Origin of the sequence: Clostridium felsineum DSM 794, from assembly GCF_002006355.2 — a bacterium.
Classification (GTDB): Bacteria; Bacillota; Clostridia; order Clostridiales; family Clostridiaceae; genus Clostridium_S; species Clostridium_S felsineum.
In genome coordinates this window covers 1388740-1406213 of record NZ_CP096980.1, presented here as the reverse complement: position 1 = coordinate 1406213, position 17474 = coordinate 1388740, and the positions used below count along the sequence as shown (strand labels likewise).

16 protein-coding genes and 1 riboswitch are annotated in these 17474 nt (G+C 30.6%); of the genes, 5 read left to right on the top strand and 11 right to left on the bottom strand.

Annotation, left to right across the window (positions count from 1 at the left end):
* Positions 1–214 precede the first annotated feature (214 nt).
* From CLFE_RS06570 to CLFE_RS06560, 3 genes are all read left to right on the top strand, one after another.
* The gene (locus CLFE_RS06570; protein ID WP_077894645.1) at positions 215–601 is read left to right on the top strand and encodes a helix-turn-helix transcriptional regulator; all 387 of its coding nucleotides are present in this window, start codon (positions 215–217) and stop codon (positions 599–601) included.
* A gap of 335 nt (positions 602–936) precedes the next feature.
* On the top strand, positions 937–1170 hold the full coding sequence (locus CLFE_RS06565) for a helix-turn-helix domain-containing protein (protein WP_077894644.1): 234 nt from the start codon (positions 937–939) through the stop codon (positions 1168–1170).
* Positions 1171–1208: 38 nt separating this feature from the next.
* The gene (locus tag CLFE_RS06560; RefSeq protein WP_077894643.1) at positions 1209–2351 is read left to right on the top strand and encodes a site-specific integrase; all 1143 of its coding nucleotides are present in this window, start codon (positions 1209–1211) and stop codon (positions 2349–2351) included.
* Between the two features lie 65 nt (positions 2352–2416).
* On the opposite strand, the gene guaA is transcribed toward CLFE_RS06560, so the two are convergent.
* Positions 2417–3949, bottom strand: a complete 1533-nt coding sequence (guaA, locus tag CLFE_RS06555) for a glutamine-hydrolyzing GMP synthase (RefSeq protein ID WP_077894642.1) — start codon at positions 3947–3949, stop codon at positions 2417–2419.
* 114 nt (positions 3950–4063) lie between these two features.
* Complete coding sequence (gene guaB / locus CLFE_RS06550; protein WP_077894641.1) at positions 4064–5521, bottom strand: IMP dehydrogenase; 1458 nt, start codon at positions 5519–5521, stop codon at positions 4064–4066.
* Between the two features lie 131 nt (positions 5522–5652).
* Positions 5653–5750: riboswitch (purine riboswitch) on the bottom strand.
* A 383-nt stretch (positions 5751–6133) separates the two neighbouring features.
* On the opposite strand from guaB, the gene CLFE_RS06545 reads away from it, so the two are divergent.
* Positions 6134–7909 (top strand): EAL domain-containing protein, encoded by a 1776-nt coding sequence (locus tag CLFE_RS06545; RefSeq protein ID WP_077894640.1) that lies wholly within the window; start codon positions 6134–6136, stop codon positions 7907–7909.
* Between the two features lie 125 nt (positions 7910–8034).
* Here the strand turns inward: CLFE_RS06545 and groL are convergent, their stop codons facing one another.
* The gene (gene groL / locus CLFE_RS06540; protein WP_077894639.1) at positions 8035–9666 is read right to left on the bottom strand and encodes a chaperonin GroEL; all 1632 of its coding nucleotides are present in this window, start codon (positions 9664–9666) and stop codon (positions 8035–8037) included.
* 39 nt (positions 9667–9705) lie between these two features.
* Entirely contained in the window at positions 9706–9993 is a 288-nt protein-coding gene (gene groES / locus CLFE_RS06535) for a co-chaperone GroES (RefSeq protein ID WP_077834183.1), read from the bottom strand.
* 313 nt (positions 9994–10306) lie between these two features.
* Between groES and CLFE_RS06530 the strand changes: the two genes are divergently transcribed.
* Positions 10307–10978, top strand: coding sequence for a TIGR01906 family membrane protein (locus CLFE_RS06530; RefSeq protein WP_077834182.1), 672 nt, complete (start codon positions 10307–10309; stop codon positions 10976–10978).
* An 8-nt stretch (positions 10979–10986) separates the two neighbouring features.
* Here CLFE_RS06530 and CLFE_RS06525 read toward each other — a convergent pair whose 3' ends face one another.
* The 7 genes from CLFE_RS06525 to CLFE_RS06495 all read right to left on the bottom strand — a co-directional run bounded on the left by CLFE_RS06525 (position 10987) and on the right by CLFE_RS06495 (position 17396).
* On the bottom strand, positions 10987–11691 hold the full coding sequence (locus CLFE_RS06525; protein WP_077894638.1) for a TVP38/TMEM64 family protein: 705 nt from the start codon (positions 11689–11691) through the stop codon (positions 10987–10989).
* A 49-nt stretch (positions 11692–11740) separates the two neighbouring features.
* The gene (locus CLFE_RS06520) at positions 11741–12619 is read right to left on the bottom strand and encodes a DNA-3-methyladenine glycosylase family protein (RefSeq protein ID WP_077834180.1); all 879 of its coding nucleotides are present in this window, start codon (positions 12617–12619) and stop codon (positions 11741–11743) included.
* A 70-nt stretch (positions 12620–12689) separates the two neighbouring features.
* A complete protein-coding gene (locus tag CLFE_RS06515; RefSeq protein ID WP_077834179.1) occupies positions 12690–13538 on the bottom strand; it encodes a 3-hydroxybutyryl-CoA dehydrogenase in 849 nt (282 codons plus the stop codon).
* Between the two features lie 92 nt (positions 13539–13630).
* Positions 13631–14641 carry an electron transfer flavoprotein subunit alpha/FixB family protein gene (locus tag CLFE_RS06510; RefSeq protein ID WP_077894637.1) on the bottom strand — a complete coding sequence of 337 codons (1011 nt, stop codon included), beginning with the start codon at positions 14639–14641 and terminating at the stop codon, positions 13631–13633.
* An 18-nt stretch (positions 14642–14659) separates the two neighbouring features.
* Positions 14660–15439: an electron transfer flavoprotein subunit beta/FixA family protein gene (locus tag CLFE_RS06505; protein ID WP_077834177.1), complete on the bottom strand. Its 780-nt coding sequence runs from the start codon at positions 15437–15439 to the stop codon at positions 14660–14662.
* A gap of 18 nt (positions 15440–15457) precedes the next feature.
* The gene (locus CLFE_RS06500; RefSeq protein WP_077894636.1) at positions 15458–16597 is read right to left on the bottom strand and encodes an acyl-CoA dehydrogenase; all 1140 of its coding nucleotides are present in this window, start codon (positions 16595–16597) and stop codon (positions 15458–15460) included.
* Between the two features lie 13 nt (positions 16598–16610).
* On the bottom strand, positions 16611–17396 hold the full coding sequence (locus CLFE_RS06495; protein ID WP_077894635.1) for a short-chain-enoyl-CoA hydratase: 786 nt from the start codon (positions 17394–17396) through the stop codon (positions 16611–16613).
* Between the last annotated feature and the right edge of the window lie 78 nt (positions 17397–17474).

Here is a 17474-nt window from a genome sequence, read left to right as displayed (position 1 = left end):
TTTTCCCTCCTTCCTTGCTACAACCTAATAGTAAACTTTTTTAACTAATTTGTAAATCATAAAAATCAACTGTTATTATAAATTATCTCTTTAATTCTTACTTTTTCTTCCATTATTAATGTATATCTACGTTTTACAAGTTTGTTAATTTAATAAACGTACTTTACAAAATTGTAAACTTATTATATAATCTTACTGTCGGGAGGGCATTAAGATGGAATTTAATGAAAGGCTTAAGAAATATAGGCTTGAACTAGGAATAGAAAACCAAAAGGATATGGCAAAATTACTAAATGTAAGTACTGCCTTTTACAATATGCTGGAGAGTGGAAAAAGAAATGCATCTAAAAAATTTCTTTTGAAATTAGTAACCTTAAGTAAAAAGCCAGAAGAATATTGGCTATATGGAGTCACAGAAGAAAAAGAATGGGTTGAAAAAAGACAAGAATTTAAATGCTTAAAAAAAGCAATAGAGCAATTAATAGAAATAGGATTATTAAAAGAGAACACTGATTTTTCTGATGGAGTTATGGAAGTCCTTACTGCTGCTATGAAAGCTGACGTAAATCATTATATAATAAAGAAAAAGAGCGCAAATTAATTTTTGCGTTCTTTTTCTATTAACTTTTTTAATTTATTTTCAAATTCTTCTTCTAGCTTAATTGTATATTCCACATATACTCCCCCATTGTATTTTTATGTTTCTATGATAAATAATACTTTAAATAGATTAAAACTTTTTACATTGAAACAATTACAAAATTGTTAAAAATATTAATTTTGTAATATTATTATACATCAAAAAAATATCGCTCCCAGAGATATTTCCGACAGAATATTTCCACTTTTTAATTATAGATATTAATTGTAAATTGTAATAAAATTAATTAAGTGTTATTAAATAATATTAAATTTAATTAAAAGGGTGAACCAAAAATGTTTGTACTTAAGATAAAACAATATCGAAAAAAGAAAAAAATTACACAAAAAAAGTTAAGCAAATTATCTGGGTTGGCACAGGGATATATTTCAAATTTAGAATCGGATAAAAGATGTAAAAGCCCTACTTTAAATACTTTAGAAACAATAGCTAATGTTTTAGAAGTATGCCCTAGGGATCTTGTAGAATGTAATTGTAAGTATTGTAAATCTAAAAAGAAAAAATTATAATAAATTTGGAATAAATATTATAAAGAAAAGGTGATTTTATGGCTGCTTCAAATACTAACATAAAGCAAGATTCAAGAAAACTATATTGGTTTAAAATTTCATTAGGGACTGATCCTAAAACAGGTAAAAGACGGCAAACAACAAGACGTGGTTTTAAAAATCAAAAAGAAGCAATAGAGGAATATAACAAATTAAAAAATGAATATTATGCTGGCACTTTAATATATAATAAATCTACTAAGATTAAGGCTTTTATTGAGGAATATAAAAAGTGGTATAAAACTCAAGTTAGAATCACAACTTACGAGAATAGAATTTCAAGTATAGATAAAAATATAGTTAATTATTTTGGTGAATATTCTATATCAAAAATAACACCTTTGCAAATAGAAAAATGGCATCAATATTTACTAGAAAATGGCAACAATCAGAATTATGTGAGAAACTTGCACATCATGCTTAGCGCTATTTTTGAAAGAGCAATAACACTTGGTGTAGTAAACATTAATCCAGTAAAAAAAGCTGGTAATGTAAAAAGAGTAAAAACCGAAGTACAATTTTGGACTAAAGATGAATTAGATCAAGTACTAAATACTTTTGATAAAAATGATTTATTGCAATATTTTGGATTTATAATGATACATTTTCTATTTTATACTGGATTAAGATTTTCTGAAATGCAAGCTTTGCAGTGGAAAGACATTAGTAAAGATAAGATTTTAAAAATAACTAGAGATCTAAATTATAAAAATAAAGATACTTGGCAATTTGATAATTTAAAAAATGATTCATCAATACGAGATATTATAATTGACGATATTACTTGTAAATTATTATTAGACTGGCAAGAAGTTCAGAAAACTTTATTTAATAGTAAAAAAGATTCATTTATCTTTTCACTTGATGGATTACCAACAAATAAATTTTTTCCTAAACATGCTATAGAAAGGCATTCAAAAAAAGCCGGAATAAAAAAGATAAAAGTACATGCTTTACGGCACTCGCATGCATCTTTTTTAATCTCTTTAGACGTTAATATAATTGCTATTGCTCAAAGGTTAGGGCATACAGATGTAAGGGAAGTATTAAAAACATATGGGCATTTATATCCTCGTCATCAATTTGATGTAGTCCAAAACATAAATACTTTTTTAGCCCAAAATAAAAAACGTGGTCAATAGCTGGTCACCCAATCTATTAACCACGTGTAAATGCCTATATAGAGCCATATTTTTTATTGTAGAAACTATTCCCACTCAATAGTTGCAGGTGGTTTACTAGTTATGTCATAAACTATTCTATTAACACCTTTAACTTCATTTACTATCCTTCTTGAAACCTTATCTAAAACTTCATATGGAATTCTAGCCCAATCAGAAGTCATAGCATCAGAAGAAGTTACAGCTCTTAAAGCTACAGTTTCACAGTAAGTTCTACCATCACCCATAACTCCAACAGAATGAATGTTTGGAAGGCATGCAAAGTACTGCCATATCTTTTCTTCAAGACCTGCATTTGCAATTTCTTCTCTGAAAATAGCATCTGCTTCCCTTACTATTTCAAGCTTTTCTTCTGTCACTTCACCAAGTACTCTTATTCCAAGACCTGGTCCTGGGAATGGTTGACGCCATACAAGCTTATGAGGAATTCCTAGTTCTTCTCCAACTGCTCTTACTTCGTCCTTAAATAATTCTCTTAATGGTTCTATAAGTTCAAATTTCATATCCTCTGGAAGTCCACCAACATTATGATGACTTTTTATAGTTGCAGAAGTATCTGTTCCACTTTCAACAACATCTGGATAAATTGTTCCTTGAACTAGAAAATCTATCTCACCTAGCTTATTAGCTTCTTCCTCAAAAACTCTTATAAACTCTTCTCCGATTATTTTTCTCTTTCTTTCAGGATCAGAAACTCCTTTTAACTTTCCAAGAAATCTATCCTTAGCATTAACTCTTATTAAGTTCATATCAAACTGTTTTCTAAAAATACTTTCAACTTGATCGCCCTCATCTTTTCTAAGTAGACCATGATCAACAAATACGCATGTAAGTTGTTTTCCAATTGCTTTATGAACTAAAACTGCAGCAACAGATGAATCTACTCCACCTGAAAGTGCACATAAAACTTTTTTATCTCCTACAACTTCTTTTATTTGTTGAATTTTTTCCTTAGCAAAGGAAGACATTGACCAATCTGATTTTAAACCACATACTTTAAATAAAAAGTTTGAGAAAAATTGTTCACCAAAAGGGGTATGTAAAACTTCTGGATGGAACTGAACTCCATATATCTTTCTATCTTTATTTGCCATAGCTGCAACTGGACAAACTTCAGTGTTTCCAACAACTTTAAAACCTTCTGGTACCTTTTCAACTCTATCTGTATGACTCATCCAACATGAATTATTGCTTTCTATTCCCTCAAATAATTCACAAGTATTATCTAAAGTAACATTAGTTTTTCCATATTCTCTTATTTCTGATGTCTTAACTTCTCCGTCTAAAGTATGAGTTATAAGTTGATGACCGTAGCATATTCCAAGCACAGGTACTGAAAGTTCAAAAATTTCTTTATCAACTTGAGGTGCATTTTCTCCATACACACTATTTTGACCACCAGTAAATATTACTGCACTAGGATTTTTCTCTTTTATTTTATCTATTGAATAAGTGTATGGAACTATTTCACAATACACATTGTGCTCTCTTACTCTTCTTGCTATAAGTTGATTGTACTGACCACCAAAATCAATAACTAAAACTAATTGTTTTTCCATTTTTTCCTCCTAATTTATATAAAAGCCAAGATAAAACTTAACTTATGCATCAATATACAATGATAAGTTAAGTATTAGCTAGTTTTTTATAAAATTTTATTGTTATAATTCTTATTATTGGTTTACGCTGTAATTAGGTGCTTCCTTAGTTATTGAAATATCATGTGGATGACTTTCTCTTAATCCTGCTGATGTTTGAACTACAAAAGTTGCCTTTTCAAATAACTCTGTCATAGTTCTTGAACCTAAATATCCCATTCCTGAACGTATTCCGCCTAAAATTTGGAATATTGTTTCAATTACAGATCCCTTAAATGGTACTCTTCCTTCAACACCTTCTGGAACAAGTTTTTTGTTTCCTTCTTGGAAATATCTATCTTTACTTCCGCACTGCATAGCAGCTAAAGATCCCATTCCTCTGTATACCTTATAGCTTCTACCTTGATAAATTTCAGTTTCTCCTGGAGCTTCTTCACAACCTGCAAACATAGAACCCATCATAACTGCTTTTGCTCCAGCTGCTAAGGCTTTAACTATGTCTCCTGAGTATTTTATTCCGCCATCTGCAATTATTGGAACTCCATATTTATTAGCTTCTTCTACACAATCCATAACTGCTGTAAGTTGTGGAACTCCTATTCCTGCAACAACTCTTGTAGTACAAATTGATCCAGGTCCTATACCAACCTTTACACAATCTGCTCCAGCTTCTATTAAATCATGAACCGCACCTGCTGTAGCAACATTTCCTGCTATAACTTGAAGTTCTGGATAAGCTTTCTTTATAGTTTTTACAGCTTCTAAAACTCCTTGTGAATGTCCATGAGCTGTATCTAAAACTATTACGTCAACAGAAGCTTCCACAAGAGCTTTAACTCTGTCCATCATATCTCCTGTTACGCCAACACCTGCTCCACAAAGTAATCTTCCTTGAGAATCCTTTGCTGCATTAGGGAATTTTCTTATTTTTTCTATATCTTTAATTGTTATTAAACCTTTAAGCATAAAATTATCATCTACTAAAGGAAGTTTTTCTATTTTATGTTTCTTTAAAAGATTTTTAGCTTCATCTATAGTTGTCCCTTGTGGTGCTGTTACAAGATTTTCTGTAGTCATTAATTCTTCTATGTTTTTTGAATAATCTGTTTCAAAAACAATATCTCTGTTTGTAATTATTCCTATTAATTTTCCTTTTTTATCTGTTATAGGCACACCTGATATTCTATATTTCTTCATTAAATCAAGGGCTTCTTGAACTGAATTATCTCTTGAAAGGGATATAGGATTAGTAATAACTCCATTTTCTTGTCTTTTTACTCTATCAACTTCACTTGCTTGTTCTTTTATTGTCATGTTTTTGTGAATTATTCCGATTCCGCCTTCTCTTGCCATAGCAATAGCCATTTTTGATTCAGTAACTGTATCCATTCCCGCACTCATTAGTGGTATATTAAGTTTTATTTTCTTTGTTAAATTCGTAGAAAGATCAACCTCTTTTGGTAATACCTCTGATTTATTAGGGACAAGTAAAACATCATCAAATGTATAAGCTTGTTTTATGATTTTTGCCATTTGTACAACTTCCTTTCAAAAATATTTATGATAGTATAATTACATATAATAATAAATATACAGAATTTTATGAAACCTTTTACTTAGAACATAAGCACACCAATTTCCAGAGTGAAAATCAGCATGCTTTTGCATACAACCAAATCACTCATAGTTAGAAATTTAAGGTTCCTTGTAGAAACATCCCGCCATATTCAGGAAATATATGAGTTAAACTATATTATAGAGAATTTAATAAACACAAAGCTATATGTATCAAAATATTAATTTTGTGAGCATCTTTTGACACGTTTACTTAACAATCAAATTATTTTCTCTATATCGATTATTTTAACTTCTATTTTATTTAAAAAAATGCATTTTGTCAATCATTTTTACATCATCTTTGATTAAAAACTTTCTTAAAATAGCAAAAATATGTATAGTTATTTAACTCGTCCTTAACCTATAATTAACATATAAGTAATATCATTGTAATAATACTAAATTGTTCTTATTGACTTTTCTACTTAAAGGATTGCACCTAAAATACTTTATAGTACAAATTCTATACGTACTTTTGTATTATATGTTTTTTAACCTAAATGAATATTTTATATTGGAGATGTTAAAATGGATATGTTATATCAATTAGAGGAAATTCTTAAAGATATGAATATAACCACCTTATTTCAACCTATAATTTCTCTTTCAAATGGAAAAGTTCTAGGATATGAAGCTCTAAGCAGAGGTCCTGAAAACTCTTCTCTCTACTCACCTAATAGTCTTTTTAGTACAGCTAAAGAATTCAATAAAACCTGGGAACTTGAATTTGCATGTAGAATTAGTGCTATTAAAAACGCTAGAAACATAAATGCAAATAAACTTCTTTTTTTAAATGTAGATCCTGAAATTATTAAAAATAAAAACTTTCAAACTGGCTTAACTAAAGAATATCTTGCTAAATATAATATATCTCCTGACAATATAATATTTGAAATAACCGAAAAAACCGCAATTTCAGACTACAAAGCTTTTTCAAAAGTACTAAAACGCTATACTGATCAAGGATATAGAATAGCCCTAGATGATACTGGTTCAGGATATTCAGGACTTCAAACTATATCAGAAACAAAACCTCATTATATAAAACTAGATATAGAACTTATAAAAAATATAGATAAAAATAATTTCAAAAGACTTCTTGTAAAATCTTTCGTAGACTTTTCCAAAGCTGCAAACCTAAAACTAATAGCAGAAGGTATCGAAACAGAGGGTGAACTCAAAACTTTAATAGACTTAGGTGTTTATGCCGGCCAAGGCTTCTTTATTCTTAAACCAAAACCTGATTTTTATGAGACACCCACTGAAGTAAAAAAACTCATTTTAAATTATAATAGACTTAAAAGAAATTATTTTAGCTTTGATAAAGGTAGAATAGGAGATATTGCAATAAATTATTCATCATTTGACAGAAAACTTTCATGTTCTGAACTAAAAAAGTATTTTCATTCAACTTTACTTACCGGTGCTTGCATTGTTGAAAATAATATTCCTGTAGGTCTTGTTATGAAACATACTCTTGATTCCGTACTTGCAACTCAATATGGTGTAGCTATATTTTCAAAACGTCCTGTTGAACTTGTAATGGACAAGAATGCTCTTATAGTAGATTATAATACAAATATAGGTGATACTGCTAAAATGGCAATGGAACGTGATTCTGATAAGATATATGACTATGTTATTGTAACTAAAAATAATTACTACTACGGTATAGTTACCATAAAAAAACTTCTTGAATTTACTGTAGCAATTGAAAAAAATTATGCTAGAGAATTAAATCCCCTTACTGGCTTACCTGGTAATATGCTTATTGAAAAAACACTATCAGATATTTTAAATTCAAATGAAAATTTTTGTGTACTTTATTTAGATTTAGATAATTTTAAAGTTTATAATGATGTTTATGGTTTTGAAAATGGCGATAAAATATTAAAATTTACTGCAAACATAATAAAAGATTGCTTACTGGAAATATTCACCTTAAAAAGCTTTGTTGGTCATATTGGTGGGGATGATTTTATTTGCATTGTTAAAGCCTCTTTGGAGGAATGTTATAAATTAAGTGGGTTAATTATAGACAGATTTGATAGTGGGGTTTTAAATTTTTTCAATGAAGTAGATAGAAAAAATAAATATATAGTTGGTATTGATAGAAAAGGTGTTAAGGATACCTTTAATCTGACTTGTATTTCTATCGCTGGGGTTTACGGGGCAATATCTGCCTTTGATACGAGTAGTAATCTTTCTCTCTATATGAGCAAGCTTAAAAAAGAAAATAAGCTTCAAAAACATAGCAGCTACATTATAAACAAAATAGAAAATAATTCTCACCTGAAAATTTAGTTGTATTTCTTATTATAATTCAAAACGTTTAATTAATATTTTTTTATTATTAAAAGAAAAGGACTAAATCCTAAAAACAGGATTCAGTCCTTTAATTATCTTATTTTATATGCTTGAGCTTTTTATTAGTACATTCCGCCCATTCCCATTCCTGGTGCTCCACCTGGCATTTCAGGCTTTTCTTTCTCAGGAATATCTGCTACTGCACATTCTGTTGTAAGGAATGTTGAAGCTACTGATGCAGCATTTTGAAGTGCTGATCTTGTAACCTTAGTTGGATCAACAATTCCTACATTTAACATATCAACATATTTTTCATGTAATGCATCAAATCCAATGCCTTTATCACTTTTTATTATTTTCTCTATAATTACTGAACCTTCAAGTCCTGCATTTGCAGCTATTTGTCTTACTGGTTCTTCAAGTGCTTTAATTATTATATTTATACCAACTTGAATATCTGGGTCTTCAGAAGTTAATTCTTTTACTTCTGGTAATACATTAATATATGCAGTACCACCACCAGCAATTATACCTTCTTCAACAGCTGCTTTTGTAGCTGCAAGCGCATCTTCAATTCTCATTTTTCTTTCTTTTAATTCAGTTTCTGAAGCAGCTCCAACTTTTATAACTGCAACTCCACCAGCAAGTTTTGCTAATCTTTCTTGTAATTTTTCTCTATCAAAATCAGAAGTAGTTTCTTCTATTTGACCTCTTATTTGAGCAACTCTGTCGTGGATTGCGTTCTTGTCGCCTCTTCCATTTACAACTGTAGTGTTTTCTTTAGATATTTTAATGCTTTCAGCACTTCCAAGATCCTCAACTTTTACATCCTTAAGATCTTTTCCAAGTTCTTCAGATATAACTTCTCCACCTGTAAGAATTGCTATATCTCTTAACATATCTTTTCTTCTATCACCAAAACCTGGTGCTTTAACAGCAACACAGTTAAATGTTCCTCTTAATTTATTAACAACTAATGTAGCTAAAGCTTCTCCTTCAACATCATCAGCTATTATAAGTAATTTCTTACCTTGTTGAACTATTTGCTCAAGAAGTGGAAGAATTTCTTGTATATTTGATATTTTCTTATCTGTTATTAATATATATGGATCATCAAGTACAGCTTCCATCTTTTCTTGATCTGTTACCATATATGGACTTAAATATCCTCTATCAAATTGCATACCTTCAACAACATCAAGCTCTGTACCCATTGATTTTGATTCTTCAACAGTTATAACACCTTCGTTGCCTACTTTTTCCATAGCATCTGCTATTAATTTTCCTATTTCAGGATCTGCTGCTGAAATTGAAGCAACTCTTGCTATATCTTCTTTTCCATTAACATTTTTTGATATTCCTTTAAGTCCTTCAACTGTTTTTTCTACAGCAAGTCTTATTCCGCTTCTTATAAGCATTGGATTAGCTCCAGCTGTAACATTTTTTAATCCTTCTCTTATTATTGCTTGTGCAAGAAGTGTTGCTGTAGTAGTTCCGTCTCCTGCTACATCATTAGTTTTTGTTGCAACTTCTTTAACAAGTTGTGCTCCCATATTTTCATATGGATCTTCAAGTTCTATTTCCTTTGCTATACTTACTCCATCATTTGTTATAAGTGGTGAGCCAAATTTTTTATCTAAAACAACATTTCTTCCTTTTGGTCCAAGAGTAACCTTAACAGTATTTGCAAGCTTATCTACACCTTTTTGCATAGCTCTTCTTGCTTCTTCTCCGTATAATATTTGCTTTGCCATTTAGAATCCCTCCCTGAATTATTAACAATTTATGTGGTCTTATTCTTCTACTATTCCTAAAATATCGTCTTGTCTTAAAATTAACAATTCTTGATTATCAAGCTTTATTTCTGTTCCACTGTATTTAGAGAAAAATACTCTATCTCCTGTTTTAACTTGCATTTGAACTTCTTTACCTTCTACAACTCCACCAGGACCTACAGCAACAACTTCTGCCATTTGAGGCTTTTCTTTAGCTGAGCTAGGTAATACTATACCGCTTTTAGTAGTCTCCTCTGCTTCTAATCTCTTAATAACAACTCTGTCACCAAGTGGTCTAATTTTCATTTTTAAACCCCTCCTTAAAAATATGTTAATTTTTTTATTATATTAATTTACTTTTAGTATAAGCTTATTTTAACTTGTTAGCACTCGTTAATCTTGAGTGCTAACACAATTATTATAATAAATAATACTGAATATATTAGCAAATATCAATTTTACCTTATAAGCCTGAATTTGCTAGATATATTTTAATTATAAGTAAATACTTCTTGTTTTTATTGTTTTTCTTACTTTTTCACATATCACTATTTGTGTATAATATTTATTATACAGGAAATAATCATTAAATAAATTTTATATTGTAAGGAATGATTAAATGTCTAAATTATCTAACTTTCTACAAATAATATTATCCATACTTATTTTTACTTTCTTATTTTCAATGATAATAAACTTAACCATAAACTTTAAATATCTTTATTACTATGATATAAAGGCATTAAATATAACATCTAATTTTAACAGTACTGTAGAGAGCTACACTGGGAAAAAGATTGTGTTAAACGATTCTAAAGTTAAAGAAGACTATAACTATATGATTTCTTATATAAATGGAGCTACCCCTAAAAAAACCTTTAATCTACCAAATTTGCCTTCTTCTTCTCATGGTCAAATTCATTTTATGGATGTAGAAAACCTTATAAAAAAAGTTAATATGGCAGCTTTTTCTATATTTTTACCAATTCTAGTTGGAATTATACTGTGCTTTAAAAAAAGAAAAAAACTTTACCTTAAAATCAGCTCACTTATGCTTTTTATTATTCCTATTATCATTGGTATACTATCCTTAAATGGTTTTTCTAATGTCTTTATAAAGTTCCATGAACTGTTTTTCAACAATAATTATTGGCTCTTTGACCCAGCAGATGATCCTGTAATATTAATATTGCCTGAAGAATTTTTTCTTCACTGCTCTATATTAATATTAATATTATGTTTTATACTAGGAGGCATATTAATGAAGCTATACAAATCAAAGAAATTCTAAGATTATTCTCATTTTTTAGACTTTATATTAGATATTTGATTTAATATGTATTTTCCTTTAATAACACCTATACCAAATAAAACAACTGCAATAACAGCTATTATAATCATCATCTTTATATTACCCTTAGTTATTGTATTTCCAAAATAGGCAGAAACAAATATGCCTGGTAGTCTTCCTATTGTAGAATAAAGTATAAAATCTCTACCTTTTACCTCAGTTATTCCACATACATATGCTAAAATATCCTTAGGAAGACCTGGCACTAGATAAATAAGTGTTATTACATACTTTATTTCACCATTTTTAATTAGTTTTTCAAAGAAACTTATATTATTTTTTCCTGATATTTTTTTTACAAAAGGTCTGCCCAATTTGTTGGAGATATAAAAAGCCGCTGCACTTCCTGCTGTTATTCCTAACACAGATATCAGTGTTCCAAGCATTGTTCCATATATATATCCACCTGCAATCTGAATTATTTCACCAGGTATAAAAAATGCGACTACTTGGAAAAACTGTAAAACAAAAAATGCTAAAAAGCTAAACTTTCCATAAGAAAGAATAAAAGCTTTTACTTTTTGCGGACTTTTTAATATATAAAAATACTTAGAATAATATACATATCCAACATATATTAGAAATGCAAGCAAAATCACTCCTAATATATGCAATCTATACTTTTTTAGCTTATTATATAAGTTTCTTATCAAAACCCATCCCTCCCTTAGTAAAAACACATTCTGCTATTGATTATATCTCTTATAACTTCAAATTATTTTCTCTTGCATAATAAAATAAATACTGCTGTGCAAAACCTGATAAATCTCCAAATTTTTCTCTTCCAAAGTCTCTTATTTTTTTCAAAGATACATCCGGTGCAACATAAAGACTCATCATAGCCTTCTTTACCCAGGTATCTACAGGGAATGCTGAGTACTTTTGCATTGAAAAAAGCATTATACAATCAGCAACCTTGGGTCCAACTCCCATAATTTTTTTAAGTTCCTCATGACATTTATCATCATCCAAACTTTTTATATAGTGTAAATTAAACTCTCCATTATATATCCTGTCTACTGTATCTTTTAAATACTTAGCCCTAAATCCTGCCGTACATTCTTCAAAATCCTTCTCAGTAAAGTCATGAAGCTCATCTACTGTAGGAAAGGCATAATATGTCTCACCTTTATATTGAAGCTTCTTCCCTGCCCTCTCACTTATGTTATTTATACATTTCTTTATCATTGGTATTCTATTATTTGCCGAAATTATAAATGATAAAAGCATTTCAAATGGATCTTGTTTTAAAATTCTTATTCCTGATCCGAAATCTACTGATTTTTTTAATAGAGGATCCTTACTCAACTCCTCTTTTATTTCACTATAATCTCTATACAAATCAAAGTAGTCACTCCACACATTTTTAAATTCTTTTTCACTAATGTTGTACATAACAACATCATTTTGTCTTTTTTCAACTTCTATTACTTTCTCAAGGGCAACTCCTATATAGTTTCCATTGTCTTCTCTCTTCCACCTAAAACATTGACCGCAATCAAATATATCCTTAAGCTCAAAGCTTTTTACATTTTTTATGACAATTCCATTTTCTATTTCTTCAATCATATCAAAATCCATATAATAATCCCTCCTCTAAAAGTATATTATATATAAAAAATCCCCATTTGATAATGGGGATTTTTATATTTTATTTTGAATAGTCGTAGAAACCTTTTCCTGACTTTCTTCCAAGCCAACCTGCTCTTACATATTTCTTAAGTAATGTATGTGGTCTATATTTAGAATCTCCAGTTTCTGAATATAAAACATCCATTATAGCAAGACATATATCTAGACCTATGAAATCTCCTAATTCCAATGGTCCCATTGGATGATTAGCTCCAAGTTTCATAGCCTTATCAATATCTTCTACTGAAGCTATTCCTTCTGCTAATATACCAACAGCTTCATTAATCATTGGTATTAATATTCTATTTACAACAAATCCTGGTGCTTCTGCAACTTCTACAGGATCTTTTCCTATTTCTACAGATATTTCTTTAACTGCATCAAAAGTTTCTTGTGATGTAGCTATTCCTCTTATTACCTCTACAAGTTTCATAACAGGAGCTGGATTAAAGAAATGCATACCAATAACCTTATCAGGCCTTTTAGTTGCTGATGCCACTTCTGTTATTGAAAGTGATGATGTATTTGAAGCAAGTATAGTTTCCTTCTTACATATGTTATCTAAGTCAGCAAATATTTGCTTTTTAATATCCATTCTTTCAACAGCTGCTTCTATAACTAGGTCGCAATCAGCTGCCAAATTAAGGTCAACTGTTCCTGATATTCTAGTTAATATTTCAACTTTTGTAGCTTCTTCTATCTTTCCTTTTTTAACTAATTTAGAAAGATTCTTATTAATAAAATCTAATCCTCTATCCACAAATTCATCTTTAATATCTCTTAATATTACTTCGAATCCTTTAGCTGCAAATGCTTGAGCAATTCCTGAACCCATAGTACCTGCACCTATAACACATACCTTTTTCATCAAACATACCTCCTTAAATTTTGAAAAATTATCTAAATTACGCCAAAATACTATATAAGTATTTTGGCACAAATAATTTTTAAATATTTATATTAATTGTTAGAAGCTTTGATTTGAGCTATCAATTCTGGTACAACTTTATTTAAGTCACCAACTATAGCTAAATCAGCTACCTTCATTATTGGTGCTTCTGCATCCTTATTTATAGCAATTATGTAATCTGAATCTTGCATACCTGCCAAATGTTGGATTGCTCCTGATATACCACAAGCAATATAAAGAGTTGGTCTTACAGTTTTACCAGTTTGACCTACTTGAAGATCTTTATCTACCCATTCTTTTTCAATTGCTGCTCTTGAAGCTGCTACTGTACCACCAAGTACTTCTGCTAATTCTTCAAGTCTTGCGAAGTTCTCTTTACTTCCAACTCCTCTACCACCAGCAACTAACACTTTAGCTTCTCCAATATCTGCAATGGTTTTAGCTGCCTTAACAACCTCAACAACCTTTGTTCTTATATCTGCTGATGTTAAGTTAAGTGCAACTTTTTCAATCTTATCATCTGAAACATTTGCATCGTTAACAGGTAATTTCTCAAACACACCAGGTCTTACTGTAGCCATTTGTGGTCTGTGATCTGAACAAACTATTGTAGCTATTAAGTTTCCACCAAATGCTGGTCTTGTAGCTAATAAATCTCTATTTTCTGCATCTATATCAAGTGATGTACAGTCAGCAGTTAAACCTGTAGAAAGTCTTGCTGCTATTCTTGGTCCTAAATCTCTTCCTATGAAAGTAGCACCTATAAATAATATTTCTGGCTTTCTTTCATTAACTAAATCACATATAACTTTTGCATAACCATCAGTTGAGAAATGTGCTAAAAGTTCATTATCTGCTGCTAAAACCTTATCTGCTCCGTGAGCTAATAATTCCTTTGATAACTTTTCAGTATTATGTCCAAGTAAAACAGCTGTTAATTCAACACTTAATTTTTCAGCCATTTCCTTACCTTTACCTAATAATTCCAATGATACCTTTTGTAATTCTCCGTCTCTTTGTTCAGCAAAGACCCATACGCCCTTGTAATCTGCTTTATTCATCGAAAAATCCCTCCTAACTTAAATATAATGTTCTTCTTTTAATTTTGAAACAACATATGCTGCAGCTTCTTTAACAGGCTTATCAATGATTTCTCCCTGTCCTTTAACTTCTTTAGTTGATGACTTCTTAACCTTAGTTGGTGAACCTTTAAGACCTAAATTAGCCTTATCTACTTCTATATCATCAGCACTCCACATCTTTATTTCCTTATCAAATGCTCCGAATATTTTTCCAACACTCATATATCTTGGAAGGTTTAATTCTTTAATTGCAGTTAAAAGAACTGGTGTCTTAACTTCAACAACTTCATATCCATCTTCCCATGCTTTTTTAACCTTTAAAGTATCTCCATTAGCCTCAACACTTTCAACATAAGTTACTTGAGGTATTCCAAGATGTTCTGCTATTTCTGGTCCAACCTGAGCTGTATCTCCATCTATTGCCTGTCTTCCTGCAAAAACTATATCATATTTTAATTTTTTAATTCCTGCTGCAATTGTATGTGAAGTTGCAAGTGTATCTGCTCCTCCAAATGCTCTATCTGTTAAAAGTATAGCTTCGTCAGCTCCCATAGCTAGTGCTTCTACTAAAGCATTCTTTGCTTGTGGAGGTCCCATACTTATAACTGTTACATGTGCACCGTAATTATCTTTTAATACTAAAGCTTCCTCAAGTGCATTTTTATCGTCTGGATTTATTATTGATGGAACTCCTTCTCTTATAAGTGTTCCCTTAACTGGATCTATTCTAACTTCCGCTGTATCTGGAACTTGCTTTAAACAAACAACTATATTCATCCTTCTAACCTCCTTAAATTATCTGAAAATATTTCCTGAAATAACTAACTTTTGAACTTCTGAAGTTCCTTCGTAGATTTCAGTTATCTTAGCATCTCTCATCATTCTTTCAACTGGATAATCTTTTGTATATCCGTATCCACCAAATAATTGTACTGCCTTAGTTGTTACATCCATTGCTACATTTGCAGCATGAAGTTTAGCTCTTGCAGCCTCAACTGTATATGGAAGTCCTGCTTGTTTAAGACATGCAGCCTTATACACTAAATGTCTAGCTGATTCTATAGCCACATCCATATCTGCCATCATCCATGCAAGTCCTTGGAATTTGTTAAGACTTCTTCCAAATTGTTTTCTTTCTTTCATGTAAGCTTTTGCTTCATTGAAAGCACCTTCAGCTATTCCTAAAGCTTGAGCTGCTATACCAATTCTTCCTCCATCAAGAGTTTTCATTGCTATAGGAAATCCTTTTCCTTCTTTACCAATCATGTTTTCTACTGGTACTATCATATCTTCAAATATAAGTTCAGTTGTTGATGAAGCTCTTATTCCAAGCTTTTGTTCAACTTTACCAATTGAGAAGCCTTTAAAGCCTTTTTCTATTATAAATCCTGATATACCTTTTGTTCCTTTTGTTCTATCAGTCATTGCAAATATAACAAAAGTATCTGCAACTCCTCCATTTGTTATGAATATTTTTGAACCATTAATTACATAATGATCTCCTTCAAGTACAGCTACTGTTTGTTGTGCTGCAGAATCTGTTCCTGCATTTGGTTCAGTCAATCCATAAGCACCTATTTTTTCACCCTTAGCTAAAGGTACTAGATATTTTTGTTTTTGTTCTTCTGTACCATGCTCATTTATTAATGAAGCGCAAAGTGATGTATGAGCTGAAAGAATAACACCTGTAGTACCACAAACCTTTGATAATTCTTCAACTGCAAGAATGTAGGATAATACATCTCCACCTGCGCCACCGTATTCTTTTGAAAATGGAATTCCCATCATTCCATATTGAGCCATTTTCTTTACATTTTCCATAGGAAATCTTTCTGTTTCATCTATTTCTGCTGCTATTGGTTTTACTTCATTTTCAGCAAACTCTCTAACCATTTGTCTTACTAATTCTTGTTCTTTTGTCAAACTAAAATCCATATCAACTTACCTCCTATCTATTTTTGAAGCCTTCAATTTTTCTTTTTTCAGTGAAAGCTGTCATTGCATCCTTTTGATCCTCTGTTGAAAAACATTCTCCGAATGCTTCTGATTCAAATGCTAAAGCAGTATCCACATCACACTGCATTCCTCTATTAATAGCCTGCTTACTTAACTTAACAGCTACAGGAGCATTATTTGCAATTGTTTTTGCAAGTTCTTTTGCTGTATTCATTAATTCTTCAGGTTCAACTACCTTATTTACTAGTCCGATTCTTAAAGCTTCATCTGCTTTTATATTTTGAGCAGTAAAAACAAGCTGCTTTGCCATTCCCATTCCAACTAATCTTGAAAGTCTTTGTGTTCCACCAAAACCAGGCGTAATTCCAAGACCTACCTCTGGCTGACCAAATCTTGCGTTATTTGAAGCTATTCTTATATCACAAGCCATAGCAATTTCACAGCCGCCTCCTAAAGCGAACCCATTAACAGCTGCTATTACAGGCTTTTCAAGAAGCTCTAATCTTCTAAACACTTTATTCCCAAGTATTCCGAATTTTCTACCTTCAATAGTATTCATATCTTTCATCTCAGAAATATCTGCTCCTGCTACAAATGATTTTTCTCCTGCTCCAGTTAAAATTACCGCAAGTACTTCGCTATCATTTTCAATTTCACCTATAACATAATCAATCTCTTTTAGTGTGTCACTATTTAATGCATTTAATGCTTTAGGTCTGTTAATGGTAACTACAGCAATTTTACCTTCCTTTTCAAGAATGACATTGTTTAGTTCCATGACTAATCCTCCTAAAAATTTTTTTCCTTGTTAATATTATAACAAAGACGGGCAAAAAATTAGAAGCATAAGCTTCTA